General features: G+C 38.0%; 26 protein-coding genes, 1 tRNA gene and 1 pseudogene. 21 read left to right on the forward strand and 7 right to left on the reverse strand.

The window, feature by feature from the left end; genetic code table 11:
• Positions 1–6: 6 nt before the first annotated feature.
• From FLEMA_RS0145135 to FLEMA_RS72675, 3 genes are read right to left on the reverse strand one after another with little or no spacing between them, the layout of a single operon-like run.
• On the reverse strand, positions 7–1,545 hold the full coding sequence (locus FLEMA_RS0145135) for a YifB family Mg chelatase-like AAA ATPase (protein ID WP_026996911.1): 1,539 nt from the start codon (positions 1,543–1,545) through the stop codon (positions 7–9).
• A 46-nt stretch (positions 1,546–1,591) separates the two neighbouring features.
• Complete coding sequence (locus FLEMA_RS0145145) at positions 1,592–2,500, reverse strand: S66 peptidase family protein (protein WP_026997944.1); 909 nt, start codon at positions 2,498–2,500, stop codon at positions 1,592–1,594.
• 52 nt (positions 2,501–2,552) lie between these two features.
• Positions 2,553–3,575: an ion channel gene (locus FLEMA_RS72675; protein ID WP_044173057.1), complete on the reverse strand. Its 1,023-nt coding sequence runs from the start codon at positions 3,573–3,575 to the stop codon at positions 2,553–2,555.
• Between the two features lie 187 nt (positions 3,576–3,762).
• On the opposite strand from FLEMA_RS72675, the gene FLEMA_RS72680 reads away from it, so the two are divergent.
• From FLEMA_RS72680 to FLEMA_RS72710, 7 genes are all read left to right on the forward strand, one after another.
• Positions 3,763–4,719: a sugar phosphate isomerase/epimerase family protein gene (locus tag FLEMA_RS72680; RefSeq protein ID WP_044173059.1), complete on the forward strand. Its 957-nt coding sequence runs from the start codon at positions 3,763–3,765 to the stop codon at positions 4,717–4,719.
• 71 nt (positions 4,720–4,790) lie between these two features.
• Complete coding sequence (locus FLEMA_RS72685; RefSeq protein ID WP_044173061.1) at positions 4,791–5,330, forward strand: thioredoxin family protein; 540 nt, start codon at positions 4,791–4,793, stop codon at positions 5,328–5,330.
• A 259-nt stretch (positions 5,331–5,589) separates the two neighbouring features.
• Positions 5,590–7,083 carry a M20/M25/M40 family metallo-hydrolase gene (locus tag FLEMA_RS72690; RefSeq protein WP_044173062.1) on the forward strand — a complete coding sequence of 498 codons (1,494 nt, stop codon included), beginning with the start codon at positions 5,590–5,592 and terminating at the stop codon, positions 7,081–7,083.
• Between the two features lie 165 nt (positions 7,084–7,248).
• Positions 7,249–8,619 (forward strand): cell division protein FtsZ, encoded by a 1,371-nt coding sequence (ftsZ, locus tag FLEMA_RS72695; RefSeq protein ID WP_044173064.1) that lies wholly within the window; start codon positions 7,249–7,251, stop codon positions 8,617–8,619.
• 366 nt (positions 8,620–8,985) lie between these two features.
• Complete coding sequence (gene recQ / locus FLEMA_RS72700) at positions 8,986–11,124, forward strand: DNA helicase RecQ (RefSeq protein WP_044173066.1); 2,139 nt, start codon at positions 8,986–8,988, stop codon at positions 11,122–11,124.
• 22 nt (positions 11,125–11,146) lie between these two features.
• Positions 11,147–11,590: a GreA/GreB family elongation factor gene (locus FLEMA_RS72705; RefSeq protein ID WP_229359503.1), complete on the forward strand. Its 444-nt coding sequence runs from the start codon at positions 11,147–11,149 to the stop codon at positions 11,588–11,590.
• Between the two features lie 150 nt (positions 11,591–11,740).
• Entirely contained in the window at positions 11,741–12,688 is a 948-nt protein-coding gene (locus FLEMA_RS72710) for a sugar phosphate isomerase/epimerase family protein (RefSeq protein ID WP_044173070.1), read from the forward strand.
• A gap of 43 nt (positions 12,689–12,731) precedes the next feature.
• Here the strand turns inward: FLEMA_RS72710 and FLEMA_RS0145410 are convergent, their stop codons facing one another.
• Positions 12,732–13,058: a DciA family protein gene (locus FLEMA_RS0145410; protein ID WP_026996921.1), complete on the reverse strand. Its 327-nt coding sequence runs from the start codon at positions 13,056–13,058 to the stop codon at positions 12,732–12,734.
• 88 nt (positions 13,059–13,146) lie between these two features.
• On the opposite strand from FLEMA_RS0145410, the gene FLEMA_RS72715 reads away from it, so the two are divergent.
• The 13 genes and pseudogenes from FLEMA_RS72715 to FLEMA_RS0145640 all read left to right on the forward strand — a co-directional run bounded on the left by FLEMA_RS72715 (position 13,147) and on the right by FLEMA_RS0145640 (position 23,285).
• Positions 13,147–13,548, forward strand: a complete 402-nt coding sequence (locus tag FLEMA_RS72715; protein ID WP_044173072.1) for a hypothetical protein — start codon at positions 13,147–13,149, stop codon at positions 13,546–13,548.
• A 304-nt stretch (positions 13,549–13,852) separates the two neighbouring features.
• Positions 13,853–14,695 (forward strand): MotA/TolQ/ExbB proton channel family protein, encoded by an 843-nt coding sequence (locus FLEMA_RS72720; protein ID WP_044173074.1) that lies wholly within the window; start codon positions 13,853–13,855, stop codon positions 14,693–14,695.
• Positions 14,696–14,801: 106 nt separating this feature from the next.
• The gene (locus FLEMA_RS72725) at positions 14,802–15,410 is read left to right on the forward strand and encodes an ExbD/TolR family protein (RefSeq protein ID WP_044173076.1); all 609 of its coding nucleotides are present in this window, start codon (positions 14,802–14,804) and stop codon (positions 15,408–15,410) included.
• Between the two features lie 120 nt (positions 15,411–15,530).
• The gene (locus tag FLEMA_RS72730; RefSeq protein ID WP_044173078.1) at positions 15,531–16,043 is read left to right on the forward strand and encodes an ExbD/TolR family protein; all 513 of its coding nucleotides are present in this window, start codon (positions 15,531–15,533) and stop codon (positions 16,041–16,043) included.
• Positions 16,044–16,160: 117 nt separating this feature from the next.
• Positions 16,161–16,319, forward strand: a pseudogene (locus FLEMA_RS77425) (energy transducer TonB); the annotation flags it as partial.
• 9 nt (positions 16,320–16,328) lie between these two features.
• The gene (locus FLEMA_RS72735) at positions 16,329–16,991 is read left to right on the forward strand and encodes an energy transducer TonB (RefSeq protein WP_510186135.1); all 663 of its coding nucleotides are present in this window, start codon (positions 16,329–16,331) and stop codon (positions 16,989–16,991) included.
• A gap of 88 nt (positions 16,992–17,079) precedes the next feature.
• Complete coding sequence (locus FLEMA_RS72740) at positions 17,080–17,367, forward strand: hypothetical protein (RefSeq protein WP_044173082.1); 288 nt, start codon at positions 17,080–17,082, stop codon at positions 17,365–17,367.
• A gap of 108 nt (positions 17,368–17,475) precedes the next feature.
• Entirely contained in the window at positions 17,476–18,438 is a 963-nt protein-coding gene (locus FLEMA_RS72745) for a PstS family phosphate ABC transporter substrate-binding protein (RefSeq protein WP_052354211.1), read from the forward strand.
• Between the two features lie 276 nt (positions 18,439–18,714).
• Positions 18,715–20,439, forward strand: a complete 1,725-nt coding sequence (locus FLEMA_RS72750) for a tetratricopeptide repeat protein (RefSeq protein ID WP_044173084.1) — start codon at positions 18,715–18,717, stop codon at positions 20,437–20,439.
• Positions 20,440–20,625: 186 nt separating this feature from the next.
• The gene (locus FLEMA_RS72755; RefSeq protein ID WP_044173085.1) at positions 20,626–21,402 is read left to right on the forward strand and encodes an SDR family NAD(P)-dependent oxidoreductase; all 777 of its coding nucleotides are present in this window, start codon (positions 20,626–20,628) and stop codon (positions 21,400–21,402) included.
• Positions 21,403–21,429: 27 nt separating this feature from the next.
• Entirely contained in the window at positions 21,430–22,320 is an 891-nt protein-coding gene (locus tag FLEMA_RS72760) for a PPK2 family polyphosphate kinase (RefSeq protein ID WP_044173087.1), read from the forward strand.
• Between the two features lie 151 nt (positions 22,321–22,471).
• The gene (locus tag FLEMA_RS72765; protein ID WP_044173089.1) at positions 22,472–23,191 is read left to right on the forward strand and encodes an RluA family pseudouridine synthase; all 720 of its coding nucleotides are present in this window, start codon (positions 22,472–22,474) and stop codon (positions 23,189–23,191) included.
• A gap of 22 nt (positions 23,192–23,213) precedes the next feature.
• A tRNA-Arg gene (locus FLEMA_RS0145640) sits at positions 23,214–23,285 on the forward strand.
• A gap of 503 nt (positions 23,286–23,788) precedes the next feature.
• Here the strand turns inward: FLEMA_RS0145640 and FLEMA_RS0145655 are convergent.
• Positions 23,789–24,031, reverse strand: coding sequence for a hypothetical protein (locus FLEMA_RS0145655; RefSeq protein WP_026996932.1), 243 nt, complete (start codon positions 24,029–24,031; stop codon positions 23,789–23,791).
• A 197-nt stretch (positions 24,032–24,228) separates the two neighbouring features.
• Between FLEMA_RS0145655 and FLEMA_RS72770 the strand changes: the two genes are divergently transcribed.
• Positions 24,229–24,408, forward strand: a complete 180-nt coding sequence (locus FLEMA_RS72770) for a hypothetical protein (RefSeq protein WP_044173091.1) — start codon at positions 24,229–24,231, stop codon at positions 24,406–24,408.
• Positions 24,409–24,486: 78 nt separating this feature from the next.
• Here FLEMA_RS72770 and FLEMA_RS0145665 read toward each other — a convergent pair whose 3' ends face one another.
• Together FLEMA_RS0145665 and FLEMA_RS0145670 are read right to left on the reverse strand one after the other, a co-directional pair.
• Complete coding sequence (locus tag FLEMA_RS0145665; protein ID WP_026996933.1) at positions 24,487–24,729, reverse strand: hypothetical protein; 243 nt, start codon at positions 24,727–24,729, stop codon at positions 24,487–24,489.
• 29 nt (positions 24,730–24,758) lie between these two features.
• Positions 24,759–26,228 carry a hypothetical protein gene (locus FLEMA_RS0145670; RefSeq protein ID WP_026996934.1) on the reverse strand — a complete coding sequence of 490 codons (1,470 nt, stop codon included), beginning with the start codon at positions 26,226–26,228 and terminating at the stop codon, positions 24,759–24,761.
• Between the last annotated feature and the right edge of the window lie 13 nt (positions 26,229–26,241).

A 26,241-nucleotide genomic window follows, 5' to 3' on the forward strand; every position in this document is an offset into this window, starting at 1 on the left:
TCTATATTACCCTGCCCAATTTTCTCGGTCGAGGCTTCTGTACTGAATGGCTTCGGCCAGATGTTCGGTGCGTATTTCGGGTGTACCCGCCAAATCGGCAATGGTACGAGAAACCCTCAAGATACGGTCGTAGGCTCTTGCTGAAAGTTGTAGTCTTTCCATGGCTTTTTTGAGCAGTAAAATACCAACGGGTTCGAGTTGGCAAATTTCCTTGACCATCTGCGAGGGCATCATGGCGTTGGAATGTATTTCTGGATAAGCTTTAAATCGTTCGGTTTGAATACCCCGAGCTTTAATCACTCGTTCACGGATTTCGGCACTAGACTCCGATTTTCTGTTGGATGATAATTGTTCAAAATTAACAGGTGTAACCTCTACGTGTAGGTCGATTCGGTCGAGCAATGGCCCCGAAATTTTGTTCAAATATTTTTGAACCGTACCGGGTGCACAAGAACAATCTTTGTCGGGATGGTTATAATAGCCACAAGGGCAAGGGTTCATGCTAGCAATCAGCATAAAATTAGAAGGAAATTCTACCGCCCATCTTGCCCGTGATATACTCACTTTTCGTTCTTCTAAAGGCTGTCGCATGACTTCCAAAGCTGTTTTTTTGAATTCGGGCAATTCGTCCAAAAATAACACACCATTATGAGCCAACGAAATTTCGCCAGGCTGCGGATTGCTACCACCACCCACAAGGGCAGCATCCGAAATAGTATGATGTGGCGAACGATAAGGACGAGTTGAAATCAAACCCGTTTTTGAACCTAACTTACCTGCTACCGAATGTATTTTTGTGGTTTCCAATGCCTCGTGCAATGTCAGCGGTGGCAAAATTGAAGGAAGCCTTTTGGCCAACATGGTTTTTCCAGCCCCTGGAGGGCCAATCATAATAGCATTATGCCCACCTGCGGCGGCAATTTCTAAGGCTCTTTTGATATTTTCTTGTCCTTGAACATGCGAAAAGTCGGCATCATAATCGTTTTGTGAGTTAAAGAAAATATCTCTGGTGTCGGTTACAGTTGGAGCAATCGCCAATGTACCTTTGAGAAAATTAATCGCCTCTTGGATATTTTTGACCCCAATAACATCCAAATTATTGACAATAGAAGCCTCTGCTGTATTTTCTACAGGCAAAATAAAACCTTTAAAATTTTTCCTACGAGCTTCAATTGCAATAGGCAAAACCCCTTTAATTGGGCGTAAAGCCCCATCCAAAGCCAGTTCGCCCATAATAACATATTCTTCGAGGGGAGCAAGGTTTGCTTGTCCAGAAGCATGGATAATCCCCAATGCAATGGGCAAATCATAAGCAGAGCCTTCTTTTCGGATATCGGCAGGAGCTAGGTTGACAACCACTTTGGTACGTGGAAAAAAATAACCAGCTTGTTTGATGGCCGATTCTACCCGATGAGCCGATTCTTTTACAGCTCCATCGGGCAAGCCTACAATGAATAAATTTTGTCCTTGTCCTTCACTGACTTCGACAGTTATAATAGTGGCATCTACGCCCTGGACGGCACTTCCGTAGGTTTTAGCAAGCATATTTATATGATGTAGTAAATGTTAAATCTTCTTCTGTCAACATACCCTAAGCTATAGTTTCGGTAAGGGTTGTGTGTTGTTCCAAGACCGTCAGGCAAACCTCACGCCCTAGTGGTAATGCCCAATTTTGGGCTTCGTGCCCCACAGGAAAACCGAAACATACAGGATACTGATAATCGGCAACGGCCTCATTGATGATTTGATGAGCGTTTTTGCCATAAAGGGTTTCACTGTCGAGTAAATCCGAAAAATGCCCCACTATTAATCCTGCCAATTTGGCCAATATCCCTGTTCTTTTGAGCTGAACCATCATTCTGTCGATAGCATAGTGGTGTTCGCCAACGTCTTCTATAAATAATATTTTTCCACTAAAATCTGCTTCTGATGCCGTACCTATAATATGTACTAATATGGCCAAATTGCCGCCCACAAGTTGCCCCAGAGCTTTTCCTTTATGATTAATAGGTAGGCTATCAATTTGATAATTAATAGCTTGTCCAAACAATACATTATAAAGCGATGCTAAGCTAATAGCCCCATTTTCTTGTAGAAAAACCTTCGGCATTACCCCATGGATACTCTCGATATAAAAGTTATTGATATGGCACAAAACCCCCGTAATATCAGAAAACCCTATTACCCATTTAGGATTTTGGCGAAAATAAGTGAAGTCAATCAGGTCGATAATTCGGGTACTCCCATATCCACCACGAGCCGAAAATATGGCTTTGATAGTGGGATTATCTAACATTTCCTGAAAATCTTTAGCACGAACAGCATCAGGAGCTGCATATTGAAAATAATTTCCCTCAAGCGATGTTCCTAAAACAACGTTTAACCCCCATTCATTTTCCAGCAAGGCAATAGCGGGTTTTAAATCTTCAAAATCAACTTTCCAAGCAAGGGCCACTATACCAACGGTATCGCCTTTTTGTAAAAATGGAGGTTTTTGCATTTTTTTTTAATTAAAATCGAAACTTGTTTAATCCTGATGGTAAAATTACAAATCACTTTGGTTTTTCTGTGCTGTTTTCTTCTTCTACCTCAGGGAATAATGGACTTGCCAATGGCACATCGAAGGTTTGCGAAAGTTTTCGTAAATCGAGGTGTACCATTCCTGTATCGCTGATGTCGCTAAACATTGACTTAAATTTAGCTCCATAAACAATTTCACGAGCATGATACGAGTTGCGAGAATGTACCGTTTGATTAAAAGTATCTTCTGTACCTTTAATCAACACCAGTAGTTCGGCTTGCTTTTCCAAGAGTTGCTCTTGGGTAAGCCCAAAAATTGGGCTATCGTCGGTAATAGGGTGTACAATTGTCCAGCTTCCTGGAAAAAAATTAACCCGACTTCTTTCGAGGTGTAGCCTTGTATAAGTACGATTTTTTTTGCCAGTTTCGTCGGTTTCAAGTACCGACAAATTAACTTCTACCGACAAATCAATAATTTGATTGGCTCGCTCATTGACAATTCTAAACATCAAGCCTGTCATGTCCAAATACGGAGCAATAACCGCTTGTTCGGAGTACAAAATAAAAGCAATGGGTCTCGAAAACCTACCATACAACAGCCCCGTAGCAATAGCAAACCCCATTAGCCCCAAAAGCGATTCGACAGAAGCCACTGTACTCATGAGTAGCCCCGTAGGAGCAATACGGCCATACCCTACAGTAGTTAGGGTTTGAGCCGAAAAAAAGAAAGCATCCATAAACCGCATGGTAGGCGTACTGATGTCGGCCCCATGCAGAAACTCCATGCCAATCAAATTATAAGTAGTAGCAAAAAGGAGATTGACAACAATGAAGTAAATCACCACAACCATAAAAAAACGATACCACGAACAAGTAATAAGACGATGATAAATATTGATTTGACTCCAAAAAGAGCCTCCAATACGTTTTACATTGAAGCTTCCATCTTTATTAATCAATCTAGTATTTGTGTTGATTTGTTTGCCAAATCCCAACTCCTGGCGATTTTCTTCAGCCTGAAGGTATTTGTCGTTTCGGTAATGCTTAAAAGCCATAGGTTGTTTTTATCGGAGAAATATGTTTTTTAATAGATTACTAGACCTAACAAATAAAACTAGTAGAATCGTTTCACGACAATCCATAAGAATACCCTACAATACCTTTTTTTTCTTCATGTAATTTCAATAACTTTCCCTGTTCCAACAAGAAAATTACCAATAAACAATTTAACAATCAATATCCATGAATTCACGTCGTGACTTTTTAAAAACATTTGCCGCTACAAGTGGTATGTTAGCTATTTCGCCAGAAATATTAATGGCCAATGATTCATCTAAAAAAATGTTCTTTGAAATTTCTTTAGCCGAATGGTCGTTACACAAAGCTATTTTTGGTGGCCAGATGACTAATTTAGATTTTCCAGTGAAAGCAAAAAAAGACTTTGGCATTGGGATTGTAGAATATGTAAACACTTGTTTTAAGTCGGCTACCAAAGATTTTAAAGAGAATGGCAAGGATTCGGCTTATTTGAAAGAACTTTTGATGCGCTGTAACGACAACGGTGTAAAAAATCACCTGATTATGTGCGATGCCGAAGGCGAAATGGGCGACCCCGATGAAAAGAAAAGACTTCAAACAGTAGATAATCATAAAAAATGGGTAGAAGCTGCTAAGTTTTTGGGTTGCAAAACCATTCGTGTAAATGCTGGCGGAAAAGGTACAGCCGAGGAGGTAGCCAAAAATGCAGCCGACGGTTTGGCCAAGTTGAGTGAGTTTGCCGCTACCATGAATATCAATGTTATTGTAGAAAATCACGGAGGGTATTCGTCAAATGGCCAGTGGCTTGCTGGTGTAATGAAAGCCGTTAATATGAAAAACTGCGGTACTTTACCCGATTTTGGTAACTTCTGTATCAAGCGTGACCCTGCCAATTGGAAAGTTTGTACAGAAGAATACGACCGCTACGAAGGTGTAAAAGAATTGATGCCTTTTGCCAAAGGTGTAAGTGCCAAAACCAACGTATTTGATGCCCAAGGCAACGAACGCAATATTGATTACGTAAAGTTGATGAAAATCGTGAAATCGACAGGATTTAAAGGCTATGTCGGAATCGAATTTGAGGGCGACGAACTAAGCGAAGACGAAGGAATTAAGGCGACATTAAAATTACTGCAAAAAGTTGGAGGAATGTTGAGCTAAGGCTTTAACTTTGTGGAAACTGAATCAATCAGTTCAACTAGCAAAGAAAATCAAATCAACTTCCTAAGGTTATGAAAAAAATATTATTGGGAGTATTATGTGTATTGTTCTTTTCAAAAACAAATGCACAAACAGCAGCGGTATCATCTGGTAAAATCAACTGGATGACCCTTGAGCAAGCATACGCCGCTGTACAAAAAGAGCCAAGAAAAATTGTAATTGATGTGTACACAGGCTGGTGTGGCTGGTGTAAAGTAATGGACCAAAAAACTTTTACAGACGCTAAAGTAGCCGAATATGTGAATCAAAAGTTTTATGCTGTTAAGCTCGATGCAGAACAGAAAGACGATATCGTAATAGGAACACAAAAGTATATTTGGCAAAATGGCTATAATCAAGCAGGTGTAGCATTGCTACAAGGCAAAATGAGTTTTCCAACGATGGTGTATCTGGACGAAAAATTCAATATGATTCAGCCAGTGCCGGGGTATCAAGAAGCCAAACAGTTTCATCAAATTATTACCTATTTTGGTGATGACCATTATAAAAAAGGAGAATGGGAGAAATACCAAAAGGAGGTATATCCAAAACAATATGGTGGAACAAAGTAGTTTTTTTGACTATTGTGTAAACAGACAAAGAGCTTCAACCTATTTTGAAGCTCTTTGTCTGTTTTTAGTGAAAAGCAACGTTTACTAAATTCTCATAAATAAAGCAGACTTCAAATGACTTTTTTTGTAAATTTCCGTAGAAATACAGCGACTTACCAATTTGAAATAAACCTAGGGATATAATTCTCTCTAAAAATTTAATCAAGTAGCAAATTATATTGAGTATCCAACCTTAACATTTATTGTGAAAAACCAGAACATGAGAAAAAGCCTATACGGATTGATTGCCATAGTATTATTAATTACCGCCACTGCTTATAACCCTATCAAAGATGATGCTGATGAGCTAGAGGAGATTTTTCGTCAGATTAATAAAGAGGTAATAACCAATGGAAAAGCATACGAAACGCTTGGGTATGCTTGTAAAACAATTGGACACCGCCTAACGGGTAGTTCCAATGGTAAAAAAGCAGAAGAGTATGTACATAACCTGCTTAAATCTTACGGATTTAAAGATGTAAAGTATCAACCTTTTCAGGTAGAGGCTTGGTCAAGAGACACCGTAAGTTTGTCTATTGCTCCTCGCAAAAGCGACAATTTTCGTGATGTAGAAGTAGTTTCTTTAGCCATGACTCCTGTCGAAGCAAAAGTAACTTCCGAAATTGTGGATGTTGGCAATGGCCTAGAGGTCGACTTTCAGGCCGTAAAAGATAAGCTTCCAGGCAAAATAGCCTTGGTGAATATTGGCTTACTTGCTCCAATCAAAGGGCCCCGTAACTTGCACCGTTCTGAAAAAACCGCATTGGCTACTCAGTATGGGGCAGCGGGCGTTATTTTTGTGAATACCGTAAAAGGAAATGTTTTGTTGACAGGTACAGCTTCGGTAACAGGAGGGTTAATAGAAATTCCTGCGGTATGTGTCTCGTTAGAGAGTGGAATGGAAATAAGAGCATGGCTAAGTCAAGAACCCAACCTTGTAGCTATGATCGATATGAAAAACTTTAGTCGCATGATTAAAGCTCGTAATGTTATTGCTACTATCAAAGGCGATAGCAAGCGTTTTAAGGATGAAAAAATTGTAATTGGTGGCCATTTAGATTCGTGGGATTTAGCTCAGGGAGCATTGGATAACGGTATTGGCTCATTTTCTATCCTAGATGTAGCTCGTGCATTTCAGGCCCTAGGTATCAAACCTAAACGTACTATTGAATTTGTGATGTTTATGGGCGAAGAAGAAGGCCTGTTAGGCTCAAAGGCTATGATTGAGAAAGCCAACAAAAGCAATACCCTCGATAAAATCGCCTTCATGTTTAACCTTGATATGGCTAACAATGCCAATGGCTTCAACACATCTGGTCGTGGAGAAATGGTAGACTTGTTTACTAAAATAGGAGCGGTGATTCAAAAGGTAGACCCAGCTTACAAAAACACAGTTATTAATCAAGCGGGCCTACACTCCGACCACCAAAGCTTTATGCTAGAAGGTATTCCGACGGCTTCGCCTATTGGTAGTATTGCTCCTGATGCCGTAGGGTGTTATCATGCCAACTGTGATAGCTTTGATTTAATCAAGAAAGATGAAATGCTAAATACTGTGCGTTATACCGCTATGATGCTGTATGCCATAGCCAATACCGAGGCAATTCCTGCAAAAAAACTAGACTATTATGCAACTCGTGACTTTTTTATTAAGCAAAACTTGAGAAAAGAATTAGAGCTAGGACGTGAGTGGAAATGGGGAACAGTTGAATAATAGATTTTTTTTATTAAATTTATCTCAAACAATGCCACTGATAAGGTTACGAAGAACTTAATTTTATTCGTAAATTTGAAAATTAATGAAGTAGAATCCCATAAAGTCCTACAATTAGCATAACTCCTTACTTAAAACAGTATAATCCTTAACCTTTATAAAAGTATGGCATTTTTTGATCATAATATCGAACTCAAGGATGATAAGCCTTCAAACATTATCAAAGTCATAGGTGTAGGCGGTGGCGGTAGTAATGCCGTTCGCCATATGTATGACATGAAAATTCAGGATGTTGATTTTATCGTTTGTAACACCGACTTACAAGCCTTGAACGACAATTCTGTTCCTACCAAATTACAATTAGGAGCAATATTGACAGAAGGTTTGGGTGCGGGAACAGAGCCAGAACAGGGTAAATTAGCTGCCGAAGAAAGTGCTGCCCAAATTACGGCCTTGCTAGAAGGAAATACCAAAATGGTATTTATTACAGCAGGTATGGGAGGGGGTACTGGAACGGGGGCTGCTCCTGTAATAGCAAAAATTGCAAAGAGTTTAGATATTTTAACGGTTGCCATTGTTACAGCCCCTTATTCTTGGGAAGGAACAGAAAAAATTGATGCCGCTATGCGGGGTATCGAGGAGCTACAGCGTACTTGCGACACAGTGTTGGTAGTCTTGAACGATAAATTGCTAGAAATCTATGAAGATTTGAATATACTCGAAGCTTTTGAACATGCCGACGATGTATTGGCCAATGCCGCAAAATCGGTTGCAGAAGTAATCACAAAGTCTGGTAAAATCAATGCAGACTTTAAAGATGTGAAAAAAGTACTCAGCAATGCAGGACAAGCTGTCATGAGTACTGCTTCATCTAAAGGACAAAATAGAGCGGCAGAAGTAATTAAAAGTGCCTTGGATTCGCCTTTGCTCAACAACAAAGATATTAAAGGTGCCAAACGTATTCTTGTTACTGTGGCTACAAGTAAAGCCAAAGTAATGGGGGTAAAAGAGCAACAAATTATCACTGATTATATCATGAAAGAAATTGGTGATGCCCCTGCTGGTTTTAAATTGGGCTTTATTATCGACGATGATTTGGGCGAAGAAATGCGAGTGACGGTTATTGCAGCAGGATTTGACCTACCCGAAGATGCACCACTCCCGATTAATTTGAATAATATCAAAGAAGAGGAAAAGAAAACGGTGGTAAAAGCAAAAACTGAAAAAAAGGAAGGTGAAAAAGTAATAACTCCAACACATGTTGTATCAAAACAACCTGTAGTTGTGTACGAAGAAGAAGAGGAGGAAGAAGAACTTGTTGTAGAGGATAAACCTGAAGCAAAACCTATTATGCAATTCAATTTCAAACATGAGGACGATTCGCTGCGTATTCGCAAAATGATAGATGCTTTTTGCCAAAAAACGCCAGCTGAGGCAGATTTAGAAACACCTGCTTACTTGAGATACAAAGTCCAATTGTTGGATATTAGCCAAGTACCAGAAGTTGAGCTGTTTGACCAACCTTTGTACGGATAAATACCGTTGTAGTGAAAATACATACCCTTGTTTAATGTATTTCCATTTTGTTTATCTGCCAAAATCAGTTTGGGTTTTAACTTCAACAGTTATATGATGAAGCTATTAAAATATGGCATTGCAACGGCAAACCGTTCGTAATTCAACCTTCTTATTACAGGTGGTAAAATTCGCTTCTTAGAGTCGAATTTTACCACTTTTTCATTTTCTAATACGCTTATAATTTACTTTGTCAAAAGTGCTAAAATCAAGTGTATCTAAAAAAGCATTTGAAAAATCTGTAATTTTACCAAAGAAAAGACGCTATTCTGCACTTTCGGAGCTACTTTTTGGTAATCATTCACCTTCTAACGTTTGCTGCAAACAATGCCACTAACAAAAGAACAGGTACTTAAACAGTATTTTGGATATGATAAATTTAGACCTTTACAGGCCGATATTATAGATTGGGTGCTGTATGGGCAAGATTGCATGGTGCTAATGCCCACAGGTGGGGGCAAATCGCTATGTTTCCAGATTCCGGCATTGATGATGCAGGGACTCACCATTGTGATTTCGCCTTTAATTGCCCTCATGCACGACCAAGTACAGGCTTTACAAGCCAATGGTGTACCTGCCGCATATATCAACTCGTCACTTGGTAGTTCTGAAAAATCGGCTATCGAACGACAATGCCGTTCGGGCGAGCTGAAGCTCCTGTATATTTCGCCCGAAAAATTATTTGCTAATGGCTATTTAGAATGGATTAAGTCGCTCAATATTAGTATGATAGCCGTAGATGAGTCGCACTGTGTATCGGTGTGGGGGCATGACTTTCGGCCTGAGTACACACAACTTCATGTCTTGAAAACTGCTTTTCCAAGAGTACCTGTTATAGCACTAACAGCTACCGCCGACCGTGTTACTAGAAAAGACATTCTGATGCAGTTGGGTATTCCTGATGCCCGTATTTTTATAAGTTCTTTCGATAGGCCCAACCTCTCTTTGGCTGTTCAGCCAGGCAGAAATAGGCTGAAAACTATACAGAAATTCATTGCTGAACGTCCTCGAAAAGCTGGTATAATCTATTGCCTAAGCCGAAAAAATACCGAACAAGTCTCTGATGCCTTATTGAAAGTAGGTATATCGTCAAGGCATTATCATGCAGGTATGAGTACCGACGAAAGAGCTCAAGTACAAGACCAGTTTTTACGAGACAATATTCAGGTGATATGTGCTACAATAGCCTTCGGTATGGGTATCGACAAATCCAATGTGAGGTGGGTAATCCATTATTCGTTGCCATCCAATATCGAAAGCTTCTATCAAGAAATTGGTAGGGCTGGTCGTGATGGCGTTCGTTCAGATACGTTGCTTTTTTATTCTTATAATGACCTTTTGGTAAGAAAAGACATGATTGCCCAGTCTGAATTACCCTTAGAAATGAAAGAGGTGCAAGGGGCAAAATTAGAAAGACTCAAGCAATACGCCGAAGCAGAAATATGCCGTCGTCGTATTCTTCTGAGTTATTTTAATGAAGAAGTAACCCACGATTGTGGAAATTGTGACGTTTGTAAAAACCCTCCTATTCGTTTTGATGCTACCGTTTTGGCACAAAAAGCCCTTTCTGCAATAGCCCGAACCAACGAGAATGTAGCTATGGGTATGCTAATTGATATTTTGAGAGGCTCAAATAACCGCAGAATTATCGAACACAAATACCACGAAATCAAAACCTTTGGAGCAGGAAAAGACCTGAAATTTGAGGAATGGGCCGATTATCTTCAACAAATGCTCAACTCGGGTATTATGGATATTGCTTATGACGAGCAACACGTTTTCAAACTAAATAATGCTTCTTGGGCTGTTCTGAAAGAAGGCCGACAAGTACAGTTAGTTAGGTTTAGACCCTTTGAAGAAAAACAGGCCGAACGAGAAGCGAGTATTACGAAAGATAAAACCAAAAAAGAAATTATTCGGGACGAACTATTTGAACGTCTTCGAGCTTTACGAAAACGTATTGCCGATGAAAGAGATATTCCTCCTTTTGTGGTATTTTCAGATGCAACCCTTTCGGATATGGCTCAGAAAAAACCACTAAATCAAACTGAAATGCTCAATGTTTCGGGGGTCGGAGAACAAAAATACACCCAATATGGAGAAACTTTCTTGACCGAAATTCGGGCTTTTATCAAAACAATTCCCAAAAGTTCGGTAGCCGCAGGAATTAACACCGCACAATATTCGTATCAGCTTTACCAAGAAGGAAAATCATTAGAACAAATTGCTCAACAGCGAGAACTCAATCCTGTTACTATCATATCGCATCTGATAAAACTTGAGGAAGAAGGCGTCGCTATCGACTGGTGGAAATTTATTAGTAAAAAAGAGTACTCCGATATTGTGGCCGTAGCCAATAGCTTGGGTATAAAAAAAGGGGAAGCTGTAAAACCTATTTTTGAGGCAATGAATGGAAAATACGATTATTACAAAATAAGAATAGCCTTGTCGATAAAATACCAATAATATACCAATAGCTCAAGAAATAGTGAAAGAACAAGTATTAGAAAAAATAAAGGCCCAAATAGAGGAGCGAATGAATACTTCTTGGGAAGCTATGCAGGCAGCACAGGCTTCGGCCAATGAAGAAAGCAAAAGCTCGGCTGGTGACAAATATGAAACTGCCCGTGCTATGGGGCAGCTCGACCGCGATATGCACGCTCGACAATACGAACAAGCCCGACAAGAACGTGTGATTATTGAACGCATAGATGCCAATTTGATACTCAAACAAGGCTCGTTGGGAGCATTGATAACTACCTCGATGGGTATTTTTTTCTTGGCTGTTAGCGTAGGGCAAATCAAGATTGAGAATCAAATAGTGATGGTGGTATCGCCACAGTCGCCTATTGGTAGTATTCTTATGGGAAAGAAGGTTGGAGATACGTTTGAGTTTCGAGGAAAAAACTGTGTAATAGAACAACTCCAATAAACAAATACCGTTGCACAATTACTAAAAACTCCCTACAAATACCGATAGCTTAAAAAGCCAATGTCAATATCTTGGCAAAATAAAATATCAATCATTTACTCAATAAAAGCCATATTGGTTGATTCAAAACTATTTAACTACAGAAAAAACATGCAAAATTCAAGAAGAGACTTTTTGAAAAATATATCCCTCAGTGCATTGGCTATGGGTATTGGTTCGGGTGATTTATTGGCAATAAACGAAGTTGAACATTCTTCAAAACTGTTTTTTGAAATATCACTTGCCGAGTGGTCGTTGCACAAAGCTATTTTTGGAGGAAAACTAAGTAATCTTGATTTTCCAAAATATGCAAAAACAGAATTTGGTTTAGAGATAGTGGAATATGTCAATCAGTTTTTTCCAGATAAAGCCAAAGATAAAAAGTATCTGAAAGAACTACTGACAAGGTCGCAAGATGCAGGTGTGCGAAATCACTTGATTATGATCGACAACGAAGGCGAGCTAGGAGAGGTCGATGCCAAAAAACGATTGAAAAATGTAGAAAATCATTATAAATGGGTTGAAGCTGCTCAGCTATTAGGATGTAAAACCATTCGGGTAAATTCAAGGGGCGAAGGCTCGCCCGAAGAAGTGGCCAAGCGTTGTGTAGAAAGTTTAAGAAAATTGAGCGAGTTTGGTCAGCAACACAATATCAATATTATTGTCGAAAATCATGGAGGATATTCAGCTAATGGAGCATGGTTATCTAGTATCATGAAAAATGTTGGACTCAAAAATTGCGGTACATTACCTGACTTTGGTAATTTTTGTTTGAAATGGAGTGGCGAAGAGTGGCATAGCCAATGTAAAGAACAATACGACCCCTACAAAGGAACAGCCGAAATGATGCCTTATGCCAAAGGCGTAAGTGCCAAAACGTTCAATTTTGATGCAAAGGGAAACGAAATAGATATTGATTATGTAAAAATGATGAAAATAATCAAAACATCAGGTTTCAAAGGTATTATTGGTATTGAGTATGAAGGTGACAAAATAGGAGAAATAGAGGGTATCAAGAAAACCATTGCATTATTGAAAAAAGCGACAGCACAAGTTTAGTATAGAACAGTAGGTGATTATCCATTGGTATAATCACCTATTGTTATAAAAATACCACCTCACTAATAAGCTCAGCACCGATTTCCTGATTAATAAGGGTGATAATTTTATGTTTGGCCATAAGTAATTCATTTCTAAGAGGAGCCGAATCTAAGGCAATAAACAATTTTCCCTCCTTTACATAGATTTGGGTTGTACGCACCGCAATAGGCGAACCCATGATTTTCTCCCAATGAGCCGCAATATAAGTCTCATCAAACTTAGTACGAAGCCTATAAAATTCCAACATCTCATCAATAGCCTCTTTCAAAGAAGAAGACGTTGTTTTTCTTTTCGCATTTTCACGACTATATTGATAATATTGTGCCATTTTCGTTGATTGTTTAAAAACCAAAGGTACATTATAAGCACATAATTTTGGTGATATAATGGCAAGATATAATAAAAAAATACCCATCATGAAATTATTAATGCTTTACATTCAGATAACACCAAGCCTCGAAACAGTCCGTTTTCAGAATCCACTATTGGGTTATTTATCCAATAATATTACAGATTTTACGGTATACGATGTCGATAATCATTCAGAAGGATTGGTCATAGAATACGCCAAACGCTTAATCCGAGAAGCCGAAAATATCATTGTTTTACTAGATGCCCAAGCCAGTGGACAGCTCAAAGGAGTTACTAATTTACTGACACAATTAGCTGATAAATCAGAAAATACGAGTGTTGTATACCAAGGAGAGCATGAGGGTTTGAAAAAAATGATAAGTATTTTTACTCATATATACAATATTGGAAATACTTACGATTTAGACGAAATAGCAAGAATCCTTGATAAGATTTACCCGAAATAAGATATTGCTTAAAAAATTATACATTTTCTTGTAAAAATCAAATTCTTTGAAAAGTACATTGAAAAAGACCTATTAAGGTATAAAATATTAACATAATACAATGTTGTATGATTAATGAATAATTTGTTAAAAAAAACTTGATGTACAAGTTGTAAAAATTGAGAGAATTTTATGTTAGTTTTGTCATTACTAGAAAACATACAACAATCGAAATAATCTTTTGTATCTAAAGAGTTTTCTATAGATTTATTTTAAAAAATCACCTAAAAATTGTTTTTTAACTTAAACCCAAATTACCAAACTAATGAGTACACAACAAGCAAAACCAGCTGCTCCAAAGCCAGCAGCACCAGCAAACAAAAAGTCAGGCGGTATTCCAGCAGGAGTTATTCTCCTAATCCTTTTTGGCGTTGCATTATGTCTTTACAAATTTGTAATGGGAGATCCATCACACTTTGAAAACAACAACCCAGAAGGGCACCCAATCCCAGGCGATTACTTCGGTATCGTTTACAAAGGAGGCGTTATCGTACCAGTATTGATGACATGTTTCCTTACTGCATTAACATTCTCAATTGAGCGTATTCTTACAATCAGCAAGGCAAAAGGAACAGGTGACATCAACGCATTCGTTCGTAAAATCCAAGCTCTTCTTGACAAAGATGATGTTGAGGCTGCATTGAAAGAGTGTGACAAACAAAAAGGTTCAGTAGGTAATGTTACATTAGCTGCTGTTAAAAAGTACAAGCAATTGTCTACAGATGCTTCTTTAGACAAAGAACAAAAATTAGCTGCTCTTAGCAAAGAGGTTGAAGAAGCTACTTCATTGGAATTGCCAATGTTGGAGAAAAACCTTACAATCATTGCAACATTAGCGTCAGTATCAACCCTTATCGGTCTATTAGGAACGGTAATCGGTATGATTAAAGCGTTCTCGGCTCTTGGTAACTCAGGAGGTTCAACAGATTCAACAGCTCTTGCAAACGGTATCTCTGAAGCCCTTGTAAACACTGCATTGGGTATCGGTTCTTCGGCTATTTGTATCATTGCTTATAACTTCTTCACTTCGAAAATTGACGAATTGACATATAGCATCGATGAAATTGGCTTGAGCGTTAACCAAAATTATGCTGCTCACCATAATTAATAGTTTGAAAATTGGGCAATTTGAAAATCTGAAGAGTTAATCTTCGTGTTACCCTAATTATTATTTTCAAATTTTAGTTTTCTCAAATTTTCAAATTTTAATCATTATGCCAAAGGTAAAAGCAAAAAGACAGAGTGTGTCTTTGGATATGACAGCGATGTGTGATGTGGCATTCTTGTTACTCACCTTCTTCATGTTGACGGCAAAATTCCGTCCAGAAGAGGCTGTTACCATTACACCTCCTACGTCGATCTCTGAAAAAGCCCTAAGCACTGAAAAAGGAGTAATCACCATTTCAGTAGCTACTGATGGTAAAATTTTCATGGGAACTGACGACAAGGAAGCACAACAGTTGATGTTGGAAAGAATGGCAAATCGTCTTGGTATTCCAGTTTCGGCTACAATGCAGAAAAACTTTATGGCTTCTGAAATTGTAGGCTATCCGGCTGGTGCAATGAAACAAGTGTTGGAAGAAAAACCATCTAACTGGAAAGCAAAAGGATACTACACAGGTATTCCATGCGACTCAGTGAACAACGAGCTATTTCTGTGGGTAACTTATGCTAAATTGGCTAACCCAGGTTTGACAGTAGCGATTAAAGGTGATGGCAATTCGAACTACAAAGTGTTCAACCAAGTCGTGGGTACTTTACAGCAACAAAACATCAACGTTTTCCAGTTGGTAACTGGTCCTGAAAACAAACCCAGAAATTAATTAAGTTGTACTCAGTAGTTTATTAACCCTGCCCTGCATTGTGGGGTAGGGTACTCATAAACTTCGCAAGGCAATTAAATTGATATCAGCTTTAACAACTATTAAACTACTCAAAAGACTATGGCAGAAATAGACCAGTCCGGTGGGGGTAAAGGTGGTAAAAAGCGTAGTAAGAAAGCGTCAACCAAAATTGACATGACACCAATGGTGGACTTAGGCTTCTTACTAATCACCTTCTTTATGCTAACAACTACGTTGGCAAAGCCCGTGACAATGCAGCTAAGCATGCCTGATAAAACTGAGACAAAAGATACGTCTCCTGTAAAATTGTCTGAAACCTTAACAGTATGCCCTGACGAAAATAAGGTGTATTACTACCAAGGTATTCCAGGTGCGTCTGACGCAGTTTTACAAGTTACTGATTACTCAGATAAAGGCATCAGACAAATATTATTTGATTTTAAGAAAAGAATTGGTAATAACTTCACTATCGTTATTAAAGCAACCAAAGGTGCTAAATACAAAAATATGGTGGATATGCTAGATGAATGTGCTATTACAGACAACAAGCGTTATGCCCTTCTTGAAATCGACCCTGCTACTGAAGAGATGATTAAAAAGTCTGGTAAGTAGAAGTAAAGAAATTAAAATAAAACTAACAGATTAGTTGTATAACTAAAAAAATAGTTTTATCTTAGTTCTGTAATTCTGAAAACAAGGAATTTCAACAGAGTTAACTTAACGAGAAATATGTCAAACGTAATTAGCCCAAATGCAACGCTTGATGACATAATTTTCAAGGATAAGAACAAAGAATACGGTGCTTATTTTTTGAGAAAAAATTATCAAACTGTCGTCAAGAGGTCAGTAATGATAGGCTCAGCTCTCTTCGCTAGTGCGCTTGCTCTCCCTTTTATCGTGAGCAGTTTGACGCCAAAACAAGATGAGAAGCGAGAGGTGCTTGCTGAGGTGATGAAGGTGGATACTCCACCTAAAAATGAGGTGAAACCACCACCACCACCACCACCGCCGCCACCACCACCACAAGATATTCCTAAGGTAACAACTACTAAGTTCTTACCACCAGAAATCAAACGTGATGAGGAAGTGCAAAAACCTGAACCTCCACCAGAAGAGGTAAGAGGTAACACTGCTAGTGAAACTGTAAAAGGTACAACAGACGACATCGCTCCTCCTGTTGACCCTGATGCAAGACCTGCAAAAGAAGAAGCTCCTGTTGAACCACCAAAGCCTGTTGAAGAGGAAATCTTTACAGCGGTTGAACAAAATGCTGAATTCCCAGGTGGTATCGGTGCCTTTGCAAAATTCTTGCAGAAAAACCTTAAATACCCTGCGGCTGCTCAACGTGCCAACGTACAAGGTAAAGTTTACGTTCAGTTCGTTGTAAATACAGATGGTTCTATCCAGAACGTTGATGTATTGAAGTCTGTAGGTTTTGGTTGCGACGAAGAAGCTGTTCGTGTAATCAAAATGGTTCCGAAATGGAATCCTGGTAAGCAGTCAGGACGTGCTGTTCGTTCTAGATTTACAGTACCTATCAACTTCGTATTGTCGGAGTAGTTTGGTATGTAATCATATCTTACAATTTTGAAACCTGTCAGGAAACTGGCAGGTTTCATTTTTCAGAGGGAGTCAAACAAAAATTCTTATGCCCAGAAGAGAATCTCAGAAATTATTCCAACAATCGGTCATTATTATTAGTGCATTGATGTCTTTGGCCTATGTTGGCATTGGAATATTCTTAGTTATTTTTCCGAAATCAGCTTTTGCTCAGGTATTTTTCCCTTCCGATTGGTGGTCTTATGCTTGGGGAGCGGTTTTAATTATTTATGGTATTTATAGAGGGTGGAGAGCGTATGAAAAGTATAAAGAGGATTCGTCCGACGATGAGGACGACACCACACAGTATCGTTATTATGATGGGAAAAAAGGCTAGGGCTTATTGCTTAGGCAGATAAGTATTGGTAAAAACATTATTACGCTGAAAGTATATCGAAGCATTTTACCGCTTCGTTAATGATATAAATCTCAAAAAATTAAAGCCATGAAAAAGTATGCTAAGCTATTATCGATTTTGGGAGTAGTAAGCACAATCGTATCGTCGTGTGGTGGTATTGGAAACCCTCGAAATGAAAGTGTTCAAGATGATACTCCTGCTAAAGGTGAAATAACGGTTGCGGTAGACGAGTCTTTTCAGCCTATTTTAGATGCCGAAAAGTCGGCTTTTGAACAAAGCTATAAATATACTAAAATTAATCTGGTATATAAGCCCGAAACACAGGCTATCAATATGATGCTCAATGATAAAGCACGGCTTGCTGTTGTAGCTCGTGACCTTACCAAAGAGGAAATGAAGGTGTTTGAAGATGCTCGAATTACCTATCGTAGTTATAAGTTTGCGGGTGATGCCCTAGCATTGATTACTAACAAGGCTAATAAAGATACCTTGATTAGTGTAAACGAATTAGAAGCTTTGATGAAAGGTAAAAAGAAAAAATGGGCTGAAATTGGTAAAAATGGAAGCAACGACGAAGTCGTGTTGGTTTTTGATAATGCCAATTCGAGTAACCTGACCTTTTTGATGCAAAAGTTTGGTATTAGTACCAAAGATAAAGTGCCTTTCTTTGCTATGAAGTCTAACAAAGAAGTACTAGAGTATGTAAAAACACATAAAAATGCTTTAGGAATTATTGGTACAAACTGGATTAGCGATGGCGACGACCCAGCTTCTTTAGGTTTTATTCGAGGAATCAACGTTATGTCTGTGACTGAAAAACCTAACCCAACAGTCGATGATTACATTCAGCCATTTGGCTATAATTTAGCACTGAAAAAATACCCATTAACACGTATTATCAAGTGTATTTTGAAAGAATCGCACATGGGATTGGGTACAGGGTTTATCAACTATATGTGTATGGATCAAGGGCAGCTTATTGTACTAAAAGGAGGCTTACTTCCATTGACACGCCCTATTCAGATTCGTACCGTAAAAATAGGAGGATAAAATCCTTAGTAATGAGCCACATAACTGGCTATAGCTTCAGATAGCATTTTATTTCAACAAAATAATTTAAGGTGCTTTTAATAAATGTTAAATTGTCATTATAAAGAATATAATTTTGTCTTTTTATTACAATTTTTAAATTAATTTTGTGTTGAAACTATAAATTAAAAGATTTATTCAGTTATAGTTTTGCTTTATTTTGGAATAAGAAACATAAATACTAAATCAAATAAAATTATTTTATTAATCTTAAATCCCAACTAACTAATTACGCAAATGAAAGTAAAGATGAAATCTCTGTTGGTGGCTGTTAGTTTGTTGTTTGCAGGCACTGCAAACGCCCAAACTGTTCAGCAAGGTTTGTCGCAGTTGGATGGAGACCAGCCAAGTAAAGCGAAGGCGACTTTTGAGAGCTTGGTAGCGGCTGCTCCGACGGCAGAGAACCAATATTATTTAGGTTATTATAACCTTCGTTCAGGCCACTTAGATGCTGCTAAAGCAGCGTTTGAAAAAGGTCTTTCAATCGATGCGAAAAACCCTTTGAATGCAGTGGGATTGGCTTCTATTAAAGTTGCAGAGAAAAATGTAGGTGCAGCCAAAGTAGAATTTGATAAAATCATTGCTGATACTAAAGCTAAAAATGCCGATGTCTTATATCGTATTGCCGAAGCGTATGTAATGTTCTATGATGTGAACAATGGCGAAGATGCTAACAAAGGAAATAACGACCCAGGTGAAGCTATTCGTTTGATTGATATGATTCCGGAGAAAACAAAAGTAAAACAGTTAACTCCTGAAATGTATACAGTAAAAGGGGATGCCTTCTTGATTAAAAACGATGGTGGCCCTGCTGTATCGGCTTACGAACAAGCAAACTTTATTGCAAAAAGTGCCAAGATTTTTACTAAAATTGGTGTAGTTTATCTTCGTGGTAAAAACTACCAATATGCTGTAAACTCGTACCAAAGTGCTGTTGAAACCGACTCAAACTACGCTCCGATTTACAAACGTTTTGGTGAGTATTATAACATCTTTAACCGTTATAAAGAAGCTTCTAAATACTTTAGAAAGTATGTAAGCAAGGCTGAAGCAACCCCAACTATCCTGTTGAGTACAGCTAAGCTTCTGTTCTTGGCTAAAGACTACACTGGTTCGATGGAATTTACTAGTCAGGCTGAAGCAGGTGGTGCTAAAGACAATGATATTTACAGAATGAAGGGTTATTCGTTTATTGAATTGAACAAATGCCAAGAAGGGTTGAACAACCTTGAGCAAATGGTAAAAGCTGGCGTAAAACCTTACTTCCTTGATAATGTTTATTTTGCAAAAGGATATCAGTGTTTGAACAACGATTCGTTGGCAGCTTATTACTATGAACAAGCAGCTCCTATCGATACTAACAACAACCACTATACAACTATCTACGGTATCCGTTACAAGCAAAAGAAATATGACTCTGCAGCTGATGTTGCCTTGAAAGCGATTGAATGGAAAACTAAGAAAAAAGCTCAAATCACAAGTGGCGACTGGAACAATGCTGCTCTTGCATATTATTTCTTGACAGCTTATACGCCAAAAGAAGATTCGTTGAAAAGATATGACTTGGGTATGAAAGGTGATTCGGCATTTGCGAATGCTATCCAAATCAACTCAAAATGGCCAACATTCCACTTATATCGTGCTAGAATCAATAACTATGCCGATTATACTGGAACTAAGTGGGCTGGCGTGCCTCATTACGAAAGCTTCTTGGCCGCTGTAGATGCAGCCAAAGCTGATGCCGCTTCTACTTACAAAGAAAGAAAAGAGGATACTTACGAGGCTCTAAGATATTTGGCAGGCTATCATATTACAGTTTCTAAAGACTTGACAAAAGCTGAAGAATATGTAACTAAAGCTCTTGCTATTAAGCCTGAAGACCCAGACGGACTAAAAGCAATGTTGACAGGTACACCTGCTGCTGGCGCTTCTGCTACAGCAAAACCTGCTCCTAAAAAATAATTTTAGGCAAAAAGATAACTCAAAGCCCTGCCATTTGGTGGGGCTTTGTTAATTTTGGGCGTTTTAATTACTAGAACAACAGTGATCTATCATAACCAATAAGTGTTTGATATTGGTCTTTGAGGCAATACTCCAAGACTTACAACTATTTTAATCAACTACTGAACATTCTTAATTTTATAAAATATGTCGTACGCATTAGTTACAGGTGCTAGCAAAGGTATTGGAAAAGAAATAGCAGCCGAATTGGCCAGTCGCAAATATGACTTAATCTTGGTAGCGCGTTCTGCTGAACAATTGGCAAAAGTTGCCAACGAACTTAGTACAAAATACAAGGTAAAAGTCGACTTCTTGGCCATTGATTTGGCCACTATTGGTGTTGCACAAGCTGTTTTAGACTGGGTTCAGCAAAAGCAATATGAAGTATCGGTGCTGGTCAATAACGCAGGATATGGCTTGGTGGGCCCACTTGGCGAATACTCTATCGAAAAAAATAGAGACATGATGCAGCTCAATATGCTTACTCTTACTGAAATGTGCCAAATATTTTTGCCTATGCTCAAGCGTCAACCCAAAGCATATATCCTTAATATAGCAAGTTCTACGGCTTATCAGGCACTGCCTCACATGGCTATTTATGCCGCTACAAAAGTATTTGTGCTGAACTTTACCAGAGCCCTCAAACACGAGCTTAACGATACCTCTGTATCTGTAACAGTGGTTAGCCCTGGCTCAACAGCTACAGATTTTAACGAACGTGCCGAGGTTGGAGAGAAAGCACTAAAAGCTGCTGAAAAAGTGATGATGACTCCACAGGAGGTAGCCAAAATTGCGGTCAAAGAAATGTTTGCAGGCTCAACCGAAGTGGTTACTGGCTTAGTCAATAAATTAGGAGCATTTATGGCTTGGCTCGTTCCTAAAGCTATTACCGAAAAAGTAGCCAAAGGCATTTACGAAAAATAGCATATCTCTTTAATAAAAAGTACCAATATGAAAGATAAATTGGACGCACTTGAGTTTGACGGACAGTCAAAATTTGAAACAAAAAATACACCGACCAAGATAGATGATTGGTACACTTCCGAGGAAGAATACCAGCTTATGCTTGGGCAAATTCGAGCCAAAATAGATAAGCTTCAAAGCCAAATGTATGCCCATGACAAATATGGAATGGTTTTGATTTTTCAAGCCTTAGACGCTGCAGGCAAAGATGGCACTATTAAAGCCGTTTTATCGGGTATCAACCCCGCTGGTGTGGTAGTACATAGTTTTAAACGCCCGTCCGACGAAGAGCTAGGCCATGATTTTATGTGGCGAAATATGCAGAAAATGGCATCACGTGGACAAATCGCCGTTCATAATCGCTCATATTATGAAGAAGTATTGGTAGTAAAAGTACACCCCGAAATACTGACGGATACCCAAAAAATCCCCGCTGAATTTACCAACGACTTGTCAAAAGTGTGGGATAATCGTTATGATGATATACGCCATTATGAAGAATACTTACATCGAAATGGGATATTAGTTGTTAAGTTTTTCCTGAATGTTTCAAAAAAAGAACAGAGTAAACGACTTATTGAGCGAATACAAGACCCAGAAAAAAATTGGAAATTTGAGGAGCAAGATGTGAGAGAAAGAGCTTTTTGGAAAGATTATCAAAAGGCTTACGAAGAACTTATCAATAAAACAGCCACCAAATCGGCACCATGGTATGTTGTGCCTGCCGACGACAAAAAAAATATGCGTCTGATTGTGGCATCGATTGTTCTTGAAAAACTTAAAGGGCTGAAAATGGAATATCCCGAAAGTACGCCCGAAAGACGTACCTTCTTACAATCATTGGTTTCGATAATAGAAGAACAAGATAAAAAGAATTAAATAAAAGAGCCTTTCTGACCCCACTGAAAGGCTTTTTTAGGTAAATACAAAAAGAAATAAGGAAGATTCCCGAAAAATTGGGAACTTTGCACTTTCAACAACCCGTTTTGAAGACAATCTTTCAAGATTGAAATTCAGCCGTAACAATAATATGCGAATAAAATTTAAAGACATAATTCTTTTTGAAAACGAAGACTTTATTGTAATCAACAAACCTCCTTATATAGCATCGCTCGACGAACGTCAGGCCGATAACTCATTGAGTATTTTGCGTATGGCCAAAGAATATTCGTCTGATGCACAGCTAGCTCACCGTCTTGACAAAGAGACATCGGGTATTTTGGCAATTGCCAAAAATCCAGCCGCTTACAGACACCTTTCCATGCAATTTGAACACCGTCAGGTAGCCAAACGCTATCATGCTGTAGCCAATGGTATCCATGATTTTGACATGGTATCGGTATATTTGCCTATTGCCCAAAAACGTGATGGTACACAGGTTGTTATTGACCGCCAAAAAGGAAAAGAAGCCGAGACAATTTTTAATACTATCAAGGTGTTTCGTAAACATACTTTGGTCGAGTGTATGCCCATAACAGGAAGAATGCACCAAATTAGGATTCACTTAACCTGTTTGAAAGCCCCAATTGTAAGCGACCCAACTTATAATGGCGATACCATCTATTTATCGGATTTAAAAAGAGGTTTTAATCTCAAGAAAGATACCGATGAATTACCATTGATGAGAAGAGTAGCATTACACGCACATTCATTAACTTTTAGCTTAATGAACGACGAGCGAGTGACTATTGAAGCACCATATCCTAAAGATTTTGAGGTTTTGATGAAGCAGTTAGAGAAGTTTTCTTAATTTTGCAGTCCAAAGACACAATGGCTTCGTAGTTCAATGGATAGAATGTAGGTTTCCGGTACCTAAGATGAAGGTTCGATTCCTTCCGAGGCTACAACTAAAACACGTAAAATATTGATTGTCAATATTATACGTGTTTTTTGCTTTACAATTGTTACGCAATATGTTACGCACCAGAACAATTTGAGCCATTTTTAATAAAAAGCACTTTGGTACAAATCTTTTCAATATTGGCTCTCCTCCTCCACTAAGACCCTCCCAATCAAAATAAAAATCTACTTAAACGCCATTTAAACACGATTTAAAGAATTATTTTAAAAAACCTTGTCTAAATCACTCTAAATAGAATCCAAGTACGTAGAATAAAAACAAATACTCTACTTAATCTATAATAAAAGAAGTATTAAAAACATACCAAATGGTAGTATCACAATTTCAAGCTTATTCACCTCCACAACCAGAAATAAGCCTAAAACGTATTTTAAAGGTGTTTTAAACCACAAAGTACACTGTTTACTTATTCTCCTCCACTAAGCACCCCCTAACGAAAAAAGCCGTACAATATGCACGGCTTTAGACAATTGACATCTTTTAACATTAAGCAACTGCTAACAACTTTTCTATTTGCTTTCCTTGCTCGTAACTAATATTAAGCTCACTCAATGCAGATTTAAGCTCTACAAACCAAAAAGTCTCATAAGCATGTACGGGAAAATCCTCATTACTCATAATCAACATTAACAACCCTGACAAAGACCTATTAATCATTTGCCAATCTTGAAAGGGACTTTCTACACTTTTAACCGTAATAACGATTGAATCTTTTGTGAATGTTACCATAGTGTTAATTTGTTTTGCATGATTCTTTAATTTAAAAATTAACTACGCACAAACATACAAACAAAACACATACAAAACACAAATAATATGTAAATTATTTGTGTAATATTAAAATATTGTATGTGTTATATGTGTAAAATAGTATCAATGTGACCCAAAGTATATACATTTGCGTTTGTATTAATAATCATAAACAAATGGAAGAAAAAAAGAATAAAACCGCTACTAAAAGAGTAGGCGTAATTATACCAGTTCCACTAATGGAGCGTGTAGAAAAAAGAACAGATTTTTTATTTACCGATTTTTCAAACTACGTAAGGCAACTAATTTTAAAGGATTTAGAAACATTTGAGCAAAGCCAAACCAAACAGCCATAAAAAAGCCCTACAAATACCTCTTTCGGTGCTTGTAGGGCTTTTTCTTTCTGGATTGCAATAAACTTATCAATTCAGCTTTTATTTTTCTTGAAATGCTCTTTTCTCCCAATAAGCTTTATTAGGCTTCACTTTCAATTTTCTATAGTATGGATGCTTTACGTCTCTCATGAACTTTGAATAACTCATAAAGTGACCGTAACTTTTTAGCACCACCCTGATAAAATATGTATCTGGCTTATCGTAATTTTTAACTTTCCATGAATCGTATAAACCCATAATAAAATCTAACATTTTCTGATAATTGCGTCTATTGTATGACATTGTAATTTTATGTTTTAAAATGAGTAAAATTATTTTATATTCCCAGCGGTCAACTCTTCCAGCACTTCAATAGCTTCTTTCCCCGTCAGTAGTTCCCCGTGGTGTTCATGGTTTACGTCTTGGTATAGTGCTTGTTCGGGTGCGTCTGGCAATATTTCAACGCTAACAATAGTATTCAACAATCCACGATGCACGGCAATTTCTGAACTATGCAGAATATCCGAAAATGTTGGTTGCGTCGGGTCATCTAAATTTTTGTAAGTGACCCGCAAGAATTGATTATTTACTTTGGCTCTCATTATTTGGGCTTTTAAAGTTCGTCTTTTGTTACTGTCTTTGTTTCTGCATTGCTTTGCTAAGGAATTGTATTTTACCGAGCAGAACACACTACCTTTTCTATTTTGATTAATAGGCTTTCCACAACTAAAACAACATCTTTCAATATCCTGAAAACCGTCTTTTTTTAGGCTTTTTTCTCTCTTACTCTCTTTATTCTCTAAAAAGTCTTTTGGTGACGTTTGCACCCTATATTCAAGTGGTGTAAAAGTCACCTTTTTGTTTTTTTCAAAGTGCTTCTTTCCCTCAATAATTGGCTTTAAATATTCTGTTTTTTCTGGCTCTCTCAAAAGCGTTTCCCATTCAGATTTAAGCCTATTTTTAAAATCATCCTGATAATCAAAAGCGTTGCACTTTTCCAATATTCTAGCCAAAGAAAATTTAGCCTTATACCGTTGTTGTTTCCCGAATTGTTGCCACACATAGGGCTTTCCCATTGCATGGAAGTTTGTAATCTGCCTTTCAGTTAATACACTTGTATCAGTATCAGGAGGCACAAATACAGTATCGTCTAAAGCATCCATGAGCAAATCAAGCAAAGGACTTACTTTGTCTTTATCTGTAAGGTCTGATAGCGTCCTAATACCGTATTCCTCTAACTCTCTCATTTTTGATACATGATATTCAAGACGCACCATATTACTATCTAATCCACACACAAAACCCTTATCATACACTTTAACCTCATACCCATCCCTGACGCACACAACACCGTTACGCCTGTTCTTATTGATTGCTTCATAAGGAGTATTACGATGCACCACAACCGATTGAATAAGCTTTTGAGGAGGATAGGGCAATTTGATATTAACACCGAACTCCAAAGAGTGTAAAACTGCTTTCGTGGAATCAATCCCAAAAATCATAAACAGTTCATCAATTACCCTGACGCAATCATTAAAAGTAAACCTATCATGGTTGTGCTTACCTTCGTTCCTATACTTATGAATTGAGCCACTCAATAGCATTGTATAACCTCCTGATTTAGTGGAGGGCAAAAGCTTGAATGTCAAGCCCTGATACTCTGCAATACGTTTCTTTACCAATACTTCGCCTGTTCCTTCTATTACTTCCAAAGGAAAGCCCGAACCCTGTAAAATAGGGTTTGAAAGCCATACTTTAGGCAATAGATTTCTAACTTCGATATTTATAAAATCGAACATAAATAAAGGGAAT

The organism is Flectobacillus major DSM 103 (genome assembly GCF_000427405.1).
In the GTDB taxonomy this organism is placed as follows: domain Bacteria; phylum Bacteroidota; class Bacteroidia; order Cytophagales; family Spirosomataceae; genus Flectobacillus; species Flectobacillus major.

Bases quoted from the DNA above. Each gene is read 5' to 3' on its own strand.
- FLEMA_RS72685 (WP_044173061.1), top strand. From the start codon at position 4,791: ATGAAAAAAATATTATTGGGAGTATTATGTGTATTGTTCTTTTCAAAA.
- FLEMA_RS0145655 (WP_026996932.1), bottom strand. From the start codon at position 24,031: ATGGTAACATTCACAAAAGATTCAATCGTTATTACGGTTAAAAGTGTA.
- FLEMA_RS0145410 (WP_026996921.1), bottom strand. From the start codon at position 13,058: ATGGCACAATATTATCAATATAGTCGTGAAAATGCGAAAAGAAAAACA.
- FLEMA_RS72710 (WP_044173070.1), top strand. From the start codon at position 11,741: ATGCAAAATTCAAGAAGAGACTTTTTGAAAAATATATCCCTCAGTGCA.
- FLEMA_RS0145665 (WP_026996933.1), bottom strand. From the start codon at position 24,729: ATGTCATACAATAGACGCAATTATCAGAAAATGTTAGATTTTATTATG.
- FLEMA_RS72690 (WP_044173062.1), top strand. From the start codon at position 5,590: ATGAGAAAAAGCCTATACGGATTGATTGCCATAGTATTATTAATTACC.
- FLEMA_RS0145145 (WP_026997944.1), bottom strand. From the start codon at position 2,500: ATGCAAAAACCTCCATTTTTACAAAAAGGCGATACCGTTGGTATAGTG.
- FLEMA_RS72715 (WP_044173072.1), top strand. From the start codon at position 13,147: ATGAAATTATTAATGCTTTACATTCAGATAACACCAAGCCTCGAAACA.
- ftsZ (WP_044173064.1), top strand. From the start codon at position 7,249: ATGGCATTTTTTGATCATAATATCGAACTCAAGGATGATAAGCCTTCA.
- FLEMA_RS72750 (WP_044173084.1), top strand. From the start codon at position 18,715: ATGAAAGTAAAGATGAAATCTCTGTTGGTGGCTGTTAGTTTGTTGTTT.
- FLEMA_RS72765 (WP_044173089.1), top strand. From the start codon at position 22,472: ATGCGAATAAAATTTAAAGACATAATTCTTTTTGAAAACGAAGACTTT.
- recQ (WP_044173066.1), top strand. From the start codon at position 8,986: ATGCCACTAACAAAAGAACAGGTACTTAAACAGTATTTTGGATATGAT.
- FLEMA_RS72680 (WP_044173059.1), top strand. From the start codon at position 3,763: ATGAATTCACGTCGTGACTTTTTAAAAACATTTGCCGCTACAAGTGGT.
- FLEMA_RS72755 (WP_044173085.1), top strand. From the start codon at position 20,626: ATGTCGTACGCATTAGTTACAGGTGCTAGCAAAGGTATTGGAAAAGAA.
- FLEMA_RS72745 (WP_052354211.1), top strand. From the start codon at position 17,476: ATGAAAAAGTATGCTAAGCTATTATCGATTTTGGGAGTAGTAAGCACA.
- FLEMA_RS72730 (WP_044173078.1), top strand. From the start codon at position 15,531: ATGGCAGAAATAGACCAGTCCGGTGGGGGTAAAGGTGGTAAAAAGCGT.
- FLEMA_RS72725 (WP_044173076.1), top strand. From the start codon at position 14,802: ATGCCAAAGGTAAAAGCAAAAAGACAGAGTGTGTCTTTGGATATGACA.
- FLEMA_RS72770 (WP_044173091.1), top strand. From the start codon at position 24,229: ATGGAAGAAAAAAAGAATAAAACCGCTACTAAAAGAGTAGGCGTAATT.
- FLEMA_RS72760 (WP_044173087.1), top strand. From the start codon at position 21,430: ATGAAAGATAAATTGGACGCACTTGAGTTTGACGGACAGTCAAAATTT.
- FLEMA_RS72720 (WP_044173074.1), top strand. From the start codon at position 13,853: ATGAGTACACAACAAGCAAAACCAGCTGCTCCAAAGCCAGCAGCACCA.
- FLEMA_RS72675 (WP_044173057.1), bottom strand. From the start codon at position 3,575: ATGGCTTTTAAGCATTACCGAAACGACAAATACCTTCAGGCTGAAGAA.
- FLEMA_RS0145670 (WP_026996934.1), bottom strand. From the start codon at position 26,228: ATGTTCGATTTTATAAATATCGAAGTTAGAAATCTATTGCCTAAAGTA.
- FLEMA_RS72740 (WP_044173082.1), top strand. From the start codon at position 17,080: ATGCCCAGAAGAGAATCTCAGAAATTATTCCAACAATCGGTCATTATT.
- FLEMA_RS0145135 (WP_026996911.1), bottom strand. From the start codon at position 1,545: ATGCTTGCTAAAACCTACGGAAGTGCCGTCCAGGGCGTAGATGCCACT.